The sequence below is a fragment of the Mesorhizobium qingshengii genome, from assembly GCF_027563465.1.
Lineage (GTDB): Bacteria > Pseudomonadota > Alphaproteobacteria > Rhizobiales > Rhizobiaceae > Mesorhizobium > Mesorhizobium qingshengii_A.
This window is the reverse complement of record NZ_JAPFQA010000038.1, coordinates 1-10,528: the sequence shown is the minus strand read 5'-3', so window position 1 is coordinate 10,528 and position 10,528 is coordinate 1. Positions and strand designations below refer to the sequence as shown.

Sequence of the window (10,528 nt, the reverse complement as noted above, 5' to 3'; positions counted from 1 at the left end):
GAACTTGGTCGAGGGAGGTTCATATGACCACGGTTCAGCAAATCCTCGATGCCAAGGGCGACGATATCTATTTCGTCCGCCCCGACGACACGGTTCTGCACGCGCTCCAGATGATGGAAAGAAAAAACGTGGGCGCGATGTTGGTCAAGGAGGACGACAATCTCGTCGGCATATTCACCGAAAGGCATTATGCTAGGAAAGTGTTTTTAAAAGGCAAATCATCACCGAAGACGCGGATCCGTGAGGTTATGGAACCAGACGTCGTCTACGTGGAGCCCGCGCAGAGCGCTGAAGCTTGCATGGCCCTGATGACCGAGAAACGAATAAGGCACCTTCCAGTCCTGCGTGACGGGCGTCTCCTAGGAATAATATCTATTGGCGATCTCATGAAAAGCATCATCGCCGACCGCGAATTCAACATCGATCAACTTGTGCGTTATGTGCGAGGCTGAAGGCAATCGGAGAATCCAGCCCGTCTTACTCACGAACGGCTTGGTTCCTTTGCTAAGGAGGGCGCGGACTTGAAGGCGTGAGGCGTCTTTTCCACCGCGCCTCCCATCGCCTTGTTGAGGCGACGGCCGAATTCGAGCTCGAAACGGACGGCGACCGCCGTTCTGCTTCTCGCCGAGATTGGCAGCCTGTCAGATCGCAGCGACTGCCTCGGCCAGCAGGTCGCGTACCTGACCCGCGACCGCCTGCAGTGCAGGATTATCGATCGCCTGCATTGAGGCCACCGGGTCAATCGCGCTGACCTCAACCCCGCCTGCGACCTCGCGCAGGATCACATTGCAGGGTAGCATCGCGCCAACGCGCGGCTCGATCCCGATGGCCTGATGCGCCATCTTCGGATTGCAGGCCCCAAGGATTCGATAGGGCGGCATGTCCACGTCGAGCTTCTTCTTCATCGTCGCCTTGACATCGATTTCGGTCAGGACGCCAAAGCCTTTGTCAGCAAGCGCCTTCCGGGTGCGGGTATCGACCTCGTCAAAGTTAGTCCCGGTTATCAACCGATTGAACGTATAATTCATGGCGATTTCTCCTTATCATTTTCGTGGATACTTGATCAGGGTGGCGATTGTTATACCCACAATGACCAGAATGACGATCGTGGCAAGCCAGCCGAACCCCATCCCTAAGCCCATACCGTAGTCGTTCATCATCGAATTCTCCTATCACGTGATGGCTCTGCCCCCGACAATGGGCTGACGCCAAAGCGGCGGGGGCAGTACTCATGTCAGTTGTTGTCCATCATGCCCTTACCGATTCCCGGCATTCCAACTTGCCGCCCGGCCATGTGGCTCTGCATCATTTCATCCATGGCAGCCATTTCAGCTTCCGTCACTTGCGCGTCACCGTCAGCGTCGTGCATCTGGAAGGCGCGTACCGTCATCGGCCGGGTGTGGGCCGCATGCATCACCGCGAATTCCTCCAACGACAGCTTGCCATTGGCATCGGTGTCATAGGTCTTGAGTTCTGCCTGAATGCCTGCCGTCATTTCTTCAGGGCTGAGCGTGCCGTCCTTGTTGGTATCAAAGGTGGCCATAACATAGCTCTGGGGGTCACCCATCATCGTGCCCATACCGCTGCCCATCATGCCGCCATGCCCACGCACCATACCCATGCCATCGCCCATCATTCCGCCATGCTGCATCTGCTGGGCGATGACGGGCACTGCAACCGCCGCAAGTCCAAGGGCTGCAACGACTGAGAGGGTCAGCTTCGTTGAACGTTTCATGATTACCACTCCTGAATTGATCTGCGATGAGTTCAATTTGGGGTGCAGGTGTCCCACAGGTTTGTCAGGCGGGATGGTCATTTGTATCAGACTGTCGCAAGCACCGCCCCGGTGAAGGTTTGCGACAATCTTCTGCCCACGTGACCCCACAGGATAAGTTAGGGTCAGGTCAAGGAGATATTGTGATGACCAGTCCGCCCCATATCCTGATCGTCGATGACCACCGCGAGATCCGCGATGCCTTGGCGAAGTATCTGGAAAAGAACGGGATGCGAGCAACCACCGCGGCGAATGCCGTAGCGATGGACGCGGCCATGAAGGTTCGGAAGTTCGATCTGATTGTGCTGGATTTGATGATGCCGGGCGAAGACGGCCTGTCGGTCTGCCACCGTTTGCGCGCGCAGGGTGGCATACCGATCCTGATGCTGACGGCACTCGGGGATGAGACCGACCGCATCGTAGGACTTGAAGTCGGGGCCGATGACTACCTGCCCAAACCGTTCAATCCGCGTGAACTCCTGGCCCGGATCAAGGCGATCCTGCGCCGGTCCGAACGGGCGCAGATGCCGGGGGGCAGCATTTCCGGGCACAAGCTGGCGTTCGACCGTTGGGTTCTGGATACCGACCGGCGAAGGCTGATCGATACCGAAGGCGCCGAAGTCGCGCTCACCACCTCCGAATTCCGCCTTCTGACGGTATTTCTGGCCCGCCCACGCTTCGTGCTAAGTCGCGATCAACTACTCGATCTGACCTCTGGCCGGGCGGCACAGGTGTTTGATCGCACCATTGACAACCAGATCAGCCGATTGCGCCGCAAGATCGAGGCGGATCCAACCAAGCCCGTACTAATCGCCACCGTCTGGGGAGGCGGCTACAGTCTTGCCGCCGATGTAAGGGAGATGCCGTGAAGGCGCGCTTCGCCCGTCTGGGCAATCTGTTCCCGCAGTCCTTGGGTGGCCAGTTGCTGGCTATGCTGCTTTTGGCGCTCGTCGCGACGCAGGGGCTTGGCCTCCTGCTGCTGACCGACGAGCGCAACCGCGCCGTGCGGGCGGCCTTGGGTTTCGAGGTAGCGGGACGCGCCGCGAATGTCGTGCTGCTGTTGGACGACGCGCCAGCAGATCTGCGCGCCTCCATCCTGATGGCGGCAGACTCGCCCCTGGTTCGGTTCGAAGTGGGACCTGCGCCTAAAGCATCGCACGATAGCACCGATGCGGACTCTGTTCTGGGCCAGATCCGGCAAATCCTCGGCAATCCAGAACGTGAAATCCGGGCGGATATTCATGCCCTTTCCACAACTCCTGTGCCGATGCCCGAGGGCATGCCAGCCGCAATGCGCCCCATGCACGACGCGATGATGGTAGGGCGGACAGAACCAGTGGAAATGACGCTTTCGATCCGTCTGGCCAGAGGCGATTGGCTGAATGTGCGCACGATGTTCCATCGCCCGGGCCCGCAACTTTCGCCGCAGGCCCTGTTGCCGCTACTGTTGATGGCCGTTGCCGTGGCTCTTGTGGCTTGGTGGACAGCGCGGCGTGTCGTGGGTCCGATGCGCGCCCTTGCCGTCGGGGCCGACCGGCTGGGGCGCGGGCTTGATGCTGGTCCGCTGCCCGTGACCGGGCCTGCAGAGTTGCGCGATACCACGCTGGCCTTCAACCGCATGCAGGACCGATTGGCGCGCTTCGTGAACGAGCGCACGCATATGCTCGTGGCGCTGAGCCATGATCTGCGTTCACCCCTTACCGCCATGCGGCTCAGGATCGAGATGCTAGACGAAACCGACGACAGCGTCCGGCTGAAGGCGCTGGTCGAGGAAATGCAGGCCATGGTCGAGGCGACGCTTGAATTTGCGCGCGGCGTCGCCAAGGCCGAGCCCGAAGCCACGGTAGATCTTGCTGCTCTGCTGGCCGATATAGTGAGCGATGTGGGCAGGGATCGGGCGAATCTCTCACGATCGCAGCCGGTGCCCGCCACCATTCGACCTCACGCCCTGAAACGCGCGCTGCGCAACCTGATCGACAATGCGGTCCGCTATGGCGACGCGGCAAACGTTACACTGACGCAAGAACCGGGGACGGTCATCATCACCATCGCCGACAAGGGTCCGGGATTGCCCAAGGATCAGCTTGAGACTGTCTTTGAGCCTTTCGTGCGGCTGGAAGGGTCTCGCAATCGGGATACGGGCGGGGTTGGTCTGGGTCTGGCCATTGCCCGAACTATTATTCAGGCGCATGGCGGAACGGTTCTGCTGCGGAACCGCGCTGGAGGCGGGTTGGACGCTATGGTGCGGCTTCCGATCGGGGATGCGTGATCAGCCTGCTTTCAAGGAAGAAAGTCCGCGCAGATACAAAAGAACAGCCGAGGCTTATCCCGGCGTCGTTGTCATCGGTGAGCCCTGACGAGACCCTTTCGACTGCCAATTAGCTCCGCCGCGATCGGCACTCGTTCTGCATGGTCACCATAAACCGCGACAGGCGGCATGGAGCTTTCATCGACATGGCGAGTTGTTAGCCCAGATTTCATCCGGATGGGGTTGCTATGAGCTCGACAAAGTCAGATCCAGTCGTAGGCCCGTCGACGCCGCGATTGTTGAGTGTGCTTGGCTCGGGTTTGATCACCGGCGCCTCCGATGACGATCCGAGCGGCATCGCGACCTATTCGCAAGCCGGCGCTCAATTCGGATTCGGCCTGACCTGGACGATGCTCTTCAGCTATCAGCTGATGTCGGTGGTTCAGGAAACCAGCGCGCGGGTCGGTAGAACCACCGGCCGCGGCATCGCGGGCAATATGCGGCTCTATTACCCGAACTGGCAGCTGCAGTCCATCGTAGCCCTCCTGCTCATCGCCAACACCATCAACATTGGCGCCGATCTCGGCGCCATGGCGGATGCCTTACGACTGATCGTCGGCGGCCCGCTGCTTATCTACGTCGTCCTGTTCGGGGCAGCGTCGGTCGTTCTCCAGATTCTCCTGGCATACAGCCGCTACGTTTCTATTCTTAAATGGCTTACGCTCTCGCTGTTCGCTTATTTCGGAACGGCGATGGTGGTCCAAGTTCCTTGGAAGGAAGTGGCGAAGGGCCTGTTCATCCCCACATTCACGTCCAATGTCCAATTCTGGACCGCTGTGGTCGCTATTTTTGGGACCACCATCAGTCCCTATCTGTTCTTCTGGCAGGCTTCCCAAGAGGTGGAAGACATCAAGGCCAAGCCGGAACGCAACGCTCAAAGGTGCCCCCAGACAAGCGGAAGATGCGATCAAACGAATCCGCCTGGATACTTATGTCGGCATGGCGTTTTCCAACATCGTAGCCCTCGCCATCATGATCACGGCCGGAGCTACCCTGCACGCCAACGGCGTCACCGACATCGAAACCACGAGCCAAGCGGCCGAAGCCCGTTGCGGCACAGTTCCGTCGCCGAGGCCCGAGCCCAGCCTGGTTTTCCTTCAAAATGCCGATGATCTTTTCGTCAGATTCGCTTCATTGCCTGTCTCATTATCCGGCAACAGGCCACGGTGCCATCATTACGGCGAGTGGTTTTTGCCAAAGGCGAAGTCTTTTCCGCCATAGTTGAGCACGGAGGATGGGGCTCGCATCCGGTCCCGGCTGCATCGCCGGAAGCCGCGCTCCGGCGTTACGTGATTGCTCAAGGTTCCGAATGAGGTTCTGCCATGAAATTTGGCCGCCGATCATTACTCATCGGTGCCGCCGCGATCGGCGCGGGCGCTCTTGTAACTCGACCGCTTTGGTATGCTTCTGGAGCGGCAGTCGAGCCGCAGTCCTTGCGGATCCCCGCGCTCCTCGATGCACGCGCGCTGGCAAACTCTGTTTCGCTCGAGGTCCAAGCCGGCAATACCGAGTTCTTCCCCGGGCGTGCGAGCCCAACGTTGGGATATAACGGTGGCCATCTGGGGCCTACGATTCGGGTCAATCGCGGTGATGACGTGGAAATTGCTGTCACCAATAGGCTGGCGGAGGATACCACAGTCCACTGGCACGGCCTGCTGGCTCCGGCCGAGCTCGACGACGGCCCTCACCAGCTGATCAAGTCTAGCAGCACTTGGCGTCCAAGGCTGCCCGTTCGCCAGCCTGCGGCAACGTTATTCTATCATGCGCATGTACACGGGCGGACGGGTGCGCAGGTCTATTCCGGACTGGCAGGAGTCTTGATTGTCACCGACAATGAGGAACGCGCTTTGGGGCTGCCTTCGGAGTACGGCGTCGATGATCTTCCCCTCGTGTTTCAGGACCGTTTGTTCGAGGATGGTCTGATGGTCCTCCCGGAAGGGATGATGACTGTCATGCAAGGTCGGCGCGGCAATACCACTTTGGTCAATGGAACACCCAATGCCGGCCTTAGCGCTGCTCTTCAAACCGCCCCAGACACCAATCTCCCGATGATGATGGGGCAAGGTTCCCGGGTATGGAACCTTGCGAGGAATATTACCGGTGGCGGCGATGAGGTTGTCCTTCGTTTCGAACCAACCGGCCAGCAGGACCCTGCCGCGCCGCTTGGCCGTCTCGTTTCTCGCCAGAGCGTGAACGCTTATCAAGCTACCAAACGACGGCAATTTGTTCTGGGGATGGGCATGGGTGGCATGATGGGGGGAGGCATCGGTTCCAGTGCTGGCATGACGATTAATGGCCGGCCATTCGAAATGGGTCGCATTGATGAGCGGGTGGCGCTTGGAGATACCGAAATCTGGGAGATCTCAGGGGAGATGATGTCCCATCCCTTTCATTTTCACGGGGTCCAATCCGAAGTGCTCAGCCGGAATCGGGGCAAGCCAATTGCGCGCGACGCTGGCATAAGGGACACCGTGCTGGTGCGCGAGCCCGTTGAACTTCTCGTGCGCTTTACGCAGCCTGCCGTGAGGGCGCCTTTCATGTACCACTGCCATATTCTTGAACATAAAGACGACGGCATGATGGGACAATTCGCAACGACCTGACGCCGTTCTACACGTCATGGAATCATCCGGGCATTTAGGTCGAACAACAGGGAGCCGATTAGATGAGCGTTGTCCAGGTTACATATTTCTCGGACGTGTTGTGCATTTGGGCGTATGCCTCGCAGGCTCGTGTCGACGCTGTCAAAGAGCAATTCGGTGACGCGGTTCACTTGGACTATCGGTTCTGCTCGGTATTTGGCGATACGGCTCGCAAGATACCTTCGACTTGGAACGCTAAGGGCAACTATTCCGGGTTCAACGCTCACCTGCGTGAAGTGGCGCAAAAGTTCCCGCACATCGCGGTTCATCGGGACATTTGGCTGGGAACGCGCCCGCGGACGTCGGCAAGCCCACATTTGTTTATGAAGGCGGTCCAGCATTGGCAGCAGGAACAAATGCAGCAACCCCGAAGCGGATCAGCGGCATCGATCTTCGATCAAGTGTTATGGGCGTTCCGTTCTGGGTTTTTTCGAGATTGCCGCGACATCTCCCGTTGGGATGTTCAGTGCGAACTGGCCGAAGCTCTCGGCGTCGATATAGACGCGATTGAAGAAATCATTCACGATGGAATCGCATTTGCCGAACTGGTGGCGGATTACCAAGACGCCGAGAAGATGCACATCGAGGGGAGTCCAAGTTTTGTGTTGAATAAGGGACGCCAGAAGCTGTACGGCGACGTTGGCTTCCGGATCATCGAAGCAAACATTCAAGAATTATTGCGAGCGCCCGATGGGGATCAAGCTAGTTGGTGTTGACCTTGGCGTGATTGATCCAGTTTTTATCCATAGCGCGCGGACGATATTTTGGCCAGGCGATAGGCCTTCAACAACCCATACAAGAGCTACCCGTGTTCGGCGACGACTGCCGGTGCAATGACAGTTGTAATCGCTAAAGGCGCAGTCAAACTAGCGTGACAGTGGTTCTATCAGTTCCTTTCCATGCCCCCTTGCGAGGAGGTTTTCCATAGCGTTGATGGCTTGAATATCGAGTTCACGGCGGTTCCGGCCGTATTTCGGCGGTACGCCTTGCATTGTCACAAAGCCAACTCGATAGGTCGCCGACAGGTCCATCTCCCTTCCACAGACGAAGATTTTTTGTATCCGCTGGCCCGCCGGATTTTCGATCTTGGCGAATATCGAGACGCCTCGACACCGCTTCACATACCCGCCCATCTGGTCGTACGGGTCAGCCGAAAAGGTATGCTCTAGGTTCTCCTCTAGCATTGCGCGTAACTCCCCGCCGGTCAGATCGACGACACAGACTGGCGGGTTGCCGGGAATGATGTTCCAGAGGTCATTTACACTCACTGGACCCGAAGGAATAGGCGCGCCGTATCGCCAGCCGTTGGAGAACGCAATCCGTTTCTGCGGCTAAGAGTATCCGTCTTGGTCTAGTTTCGCTTAGCCGTAGCAGCGAAGCCTGAATCGATACACCGATGAGTGGGGGGAAAGGCGGTAGCGCTCTCCCGACTCGAACCCCGGTGGCGAGCGGACGCGCTAAATCAAGCTAGGCCCCGTCTCAAAATCCCTGACGAAGGACATGGAGGATCACGTCAAAAGGCAGATCATGGCGCCGCGGCTCCATGGACAAACCCTGCCCTCACATTCTACTAAAGCGGTTGCGGGCACGCACCACATGGTCAGACGCGGGCCGCGGTTTCAGTCCAAAGGGAAGAGCATGCGCATTCGGTCGATGATGATGGGGGCAGCCGCCTTGGTGGCGGTTGGGACGTTCGCTTTGCACGCACAGGCCGAAGGATTCGAAAACATCGTGCTGTCCGCAAGCAAGGACGCGAAAGAGACCCAGGCGACATTTTCGCCGGATACGGCCAAGATCTTCCTCTCCGCCGACCTGACCGACGCGGTGGCCTCGGGATCGAAGCTAACCGTGAGCTGGATTTCGGTGGATTCGGGCGGTGTCGCGCCGGCGAACTACAAGATCGACGAGGTCAGCTTCGAAATCGGTAAGATCGAAAACCATGTCGACTCCTCGATGACCAAGCCGGATGCCGGCTGGCCGGTCGGCACCTATCAGGTGCAGATCTCGGTTGACGGCACGATGAAGGAAGCGGTCGACTTTTCCGTGAAGTGACCGGGGCGCGCCAGGTGGCCCGTACTCGCCCGGGTGAGACCGTGCCATTGCACCCGTAAGGTGTCGCACGGGGAAAGTCCGTCCGCTGTTACGCAAATTGGAGCGGTCGCGTGATCGACCCAAGAGTCATCCGGCGCTCGGCAGCGCCACTAGATGGTTGGGACCTGGAAGAGTATAATGCGGAGACAGCGTCCAGGAGCTGCCTCAATGCCACACCGTTACGCATTGCGTCGGGCACACCCGGGCATGTGGAATGCCTATGATGTCTTCACGGGCCAACCCGCGACGGTCGAGGATCGCATCATGATGGCCATGGACATGCAGGATGCCGATGAGGTGGCTGAGCTTTTGAACCTTCAGGATGCCAGGATGCGAGCCAAGCTGGACGTCACTGGGTTGGACACTAGTATCGCCTTCGGCCCTGGCGAATAGTCCTCATGGCTTCCCATTGGTTCAACCCTCCGGTCTACGTGAAAACCGACCGACCTGGGCTCCGGTTTGGGGTCAGCCACGTCGAAGGGGCCTCCGAGCAACTCCTGAAGTGGACCAAGAAGGGACCTAAGTGGGCCTACGCCGTGAGCGTTTGCAGGGCCGCTCTGGCCGAGGAGGTGCCCCCTCAGCAGGCCCGTAAGGCATTCGAGGCGGCTGCCAAGGAGGAGGAGATGTTCCTTCCTCCTGTCTAGGGGGCTCCCGACTGCCAGCCATTACTGCAGGTCCGGTGCGTCGCCACCCCGCAATGAGCGTCGGCTCGCCGTATTCTAAAGCGACGGGTTCGCATTACACGACCATGCAATCACACCGGCATGTTTCCTCGCCAATCCCTTCGCTGTTCTCGTTGTCACATTGGCTTGTGACTATCGGGAAAAGACGGTTAGATTGGGAATGAAACGTTTGCACTTCAGCATCTTGACGATAGGCACGCTGGCTCTGGGTATCGTTGTTGCCGAGGCGAAGCCGGTTCAACTGACCGCCGATCAAATCGGAGTCGTCGAGCAGACCGTGAGATCCTTGCTGAAGGACCAAACGAACGTATCCTTCGGCAAGCCCGGTGCCACGACATCTTCAACCGGATCAATCATTGTTTGCGGTAGGTATTATGCAAAGAGCGGCTTTGCAGGGTATTCCGGCGAGACCGCCTATAAGGGCCAGTTCGATAGCGCTGATAGCGGGACAAAATATCTACCAGCCTTCGACATTATCACGATGCCTGAAAATCAATCGGAAACCGACGATCTCGTAAAACTCTGCGCCAGTTTAGGGGTCGATCTGCCGCCGATCAGCAAATAGCCTGAAATGCCTCTCGCAGCCACGTGCCAAGAGCGCTCGACCGCTTATTAGGCTGAAAGCGATGACCATAAGGAGCTCCGGCCCACTTACGTCAGCTAGGGTCAGGGCTCATTGATCCAGAAGATGAAGGCTGCAGCGAAGGCGATCGCCGACAGGAAGGTGTGAGCACATCGGTCGTATCTGGTGTGGATGCGTCGCCAGTCTTTGAGGCGTGCGAACATGTTCTCAATCCTGTGGCGTTGTCGGTATAGGACAGGATCGTAGCTGTGCTGAACACGATGCTTGGCATGGGGTGGATGCATGGCGTGATACCGCGCTTGACGAGCGCCTGGCGGAAGGCCGCTGAACTGTAGGCCCGATCGGCCAGCAGGGCGTTGGCGGGCAAATCCTCGATCACTGCCGCAGCAGTCTTGTGATCATTAGCCTGCCCTTCGCTCAGATGCAGCAGCCGCGGGCGTCCCTTGC

General features: G+C 58.5%; 13 protein-coding genes and 1 pseudogene. 10 read left to right on the top strand and 4 right to left on the bottom strand.

The genetic code is table 11. From position 1 onward, the window contains the following. Positions 1-452 (top strand): CBS domain-containing protein (locus OOJ09_RS31565; protein WP_269908964.1); only part of this gene is annotated, 452 nt, incomplete at its 5' end. 189 nt (positions 453-641) lie between these two features. Here OOJ09_RS31565 and OOJ09_RS31560 read toward each other — a convergent pair. Together OOJ09_RS31560 and OOJ09_RS31555 are read right to left on the bottom strand one after the other, a co-directional pair. After that, positions 642-1,028: a DUF302 domain-containing protein gene (locus OOJ09_RS31560; RefSeq protein ID WP_269908963.1), complete on the bottom strand. Its 387-nt coding sequence runs from the start codon at positions 1,026-1,028 to the stop codon at positions 642-644. Positions 1,029-1,234: 206 nt separating this feature from the next. Beyond that, on the bottom strand, positions 1,235-1,735 hold the full coding sequence (locus OOJ09_RS31555; protein ID WP_269908962.1) for an EF-hand domain-containing protein: 501 nt from the start codon (positions 1,733-1,735) through the stop codon (positions 1,235-1,237). A gap of 185 nt (positions 1,736-1,920) precedes the next feature. On the opposite strand from OOJ09_RS31555, the gene OOJ09_RS31550 reads away from it, so the two are divergent. From OOJ09_RS31550 to OOJ09_RS31530, 5 genes and pseudogenes are all read left to right on the top strand, one after another. Beyond that, positions 1,921-2,643, top strand: a complete 723-nt coding sequence (locus OOJ09_RS31550) for a response regulator (protein ID WP_269908961.1) — start codon at positions 1,921-1,923, stop codon at positions 2,641-2,643. Next, positions 2,640-4,043, top strand: a complete 1,404-nt coding sequence (locus OOJ09_RS31545; protein ID WP_269908960.1) for an ATP-binding protein — start codon at positions 2,640-2,642, stop codon at positions 4,041-4,043. Before OOJ09_RS31550 ends, OOJ09_RS31545 begins: the two co-directional genes overlap by 4 nt. Positions 4,044-4,270: 227 nt before the next feature. After that, positions 4,271-5,129: pseudogene (locus OOJ09_RS31540) on the top strand (NRAMP family divalent metal transporter); the annotation flags it as partial. Positions 5,130-5,404: 275 nt separating this feature from the next. Further along, positions 5,405-6,685 (top strand): multicopper oxidase family protein, encoded by a 1,281-nt coding sequence (locus tag OOJ09_RS31535; RefSeq protein ID WP_269908959.1) that lies wholly within the window; start codon positions 5,405-5,407, stop codon positions 6,683-6,685. Between the two features lie 62 nt (positions 6,686-6,747). Beyond that, positions 6,748-7,440: a DsbA family oxidoreductase gene (locus OOJ09_RS31530; protein ID WP_269908958.1), complete on the top strand. Its 693-nt coding sequence runs from the start codon at positions 6,748-6,750 to the stop codon at positions 7,438-7,440. A 150-nt stretch (positions 7,441-7,590) separates the two neighbouring features. Here the strand turns inward: OOJ09_RS31530 and OOJ09_RS31525 are convergent, their stop codons facing one another. Beyond that, positions 7,591-8,043, bottom strand: coding sequence for a 5'-nucleotidase C-terminal domain-containing protein (locus OOJ09_RS31525; protein WP_269908965.1), 453 nt, complete (start codon positions 8,041-8,043; stop codon positions 7,591-7,593). A 181-nt stretch (positions 8,044-8,224) separates the two neighbouring features. On the opposite strand from OOJ09_RS31525, the gene OOJ09_RS31520 reads away from it, so the two are divergent. The 4 genes from OOJ09_RS31520 (at position 8,225) to OOJ09_RS31505 (ending at position 10,063) form a co-directional block, all read left to right on the top strand. Beyond that, a complete protein-coding gene (locus OOJ09_RS31520; RefSeq protein ID WP_269908957.1) occupies positions 8,225-8,776 on the top strand; it encodes a hypothetical protein in 552 nt (183 codons plus the stop codon). 207 nt (positions 8,777-8,983) lie between these two features. Further along, on the top strand, positions 8,984-9,208 hold the full coding sequence (locus OOJ09_RS31515) for a hypothetical protein (protein ID WP_269908956.1): 225 nt from the start codon (positions 8,984-8,986) through the stop codon (positions 9,206-9,208). A 5-nt stretch (positions 9,209-9,213) separates the two neighbouring features. Then, entirely contained in the window at positions 9,214-9,459 is a 246-nt protein-coding gene (locus OOJ09_RS31510) for a DUF982 domain-containing protein (RefSeq protein WP_269908955.1), read from the top strand. 199 nt (positions 9,460-9,658) lie between these two features. Continuing rightward, entirely contained in the window at positions 9,659-10,063 is a 405-nt protein-coding gene (locus OOJ09_RS31505; RefSeq protein WP_269908954.1) for a hypothetical protein, read from the top strand. A gap of 101 nt (positions 10,064-10,164) precedes the next feature. On the opposite strand, the gene OOJ09_RS32115 is transcribed toward OOJ09_RS31505, so the two are convergent. Continuing rightward, entirely contained in the window at positions 10,165-10,365 is a 201-nt protein-coding gene (locus tag OOJ09_RS32115; protein WP_420107576.1) for a transposase, read from the bottom strand. Between the last annotated feature and the right edge of the window lie 163 nt (positions 10,366-10,528).

Bases quoted from the DNA above. Each gene is read 5' to 3' on its own strand.
- OOJ09_RS31510 (WP_269908955.1), top strand. From the start codon at position 9,214: ATGGCTTCCCATTGGTTCAACCCTCCGGTCTACGTGAAAACCGACCGA.
- OOJ09_RS31530 (WP_269908958.1), top strand. From the start codon at position 6,748: ATGAGCGTTGTCCAGGTTACATATTTCTCGGACGTGTTGTGCATTTGG.
- OOJ09_RS31535 (WP_269908959.1), top strand. From the start codon at position 5,405: ATGAAATTTGGCCGCCGATCATTACTCATCGGTGCCGCCGCGATCGGC.
- OOJ09_RS31515 (WP_269908956.1), top strand. From the start codon at position 8,984: ATGCCACACCGTTACGCATTGCGTCGGGCACACCCGGGCATGTGGAAT.
- OOJ09_RS31555 (WP_269908962.1), bottom strand. From the start codon at position 1,735: ATGAAACGTTCAACGAAGCTGACCCTCTCAGTCGTTGCAGCCCTTGGA.
- OOJ09_RS31505 (WP_269908954.1), top strand. From the start codon at position 9,659: ATGAAACGTTTGCACTTCAGCATCTTGACGATAGGCACGCTGGCTCTG.
- OOJ09_RS32115 (WP_420107576.1), bottom strand. From the start codon at position 10,365: ATGCATCCACCCCATGCCAAGCATCGTGTTCAGCACAGCTACGATCCT.
- OOJ09_RS31550 (WP_269908961.1), top strand. From the start codon at position 1,921: ATGACCAGTCCGCCCCATATCCTGATCGTCGATGACCACCGCGAGATC.
- OOJ09_RS31520 (WP_269908957.1), top strand. From the start codon at position 8,225: ATGGAGGATCACGTCAAAAGGCAGATCATGGCGCCGCGGCTCCATGGA.
- OOJ09_RS31560 (WP_269908963.1), bottom strand. From the start codon at position 1,028: ATGAATTATACGTTCAATCGGTTGATAACCGGGACTAACTTTGACGAG.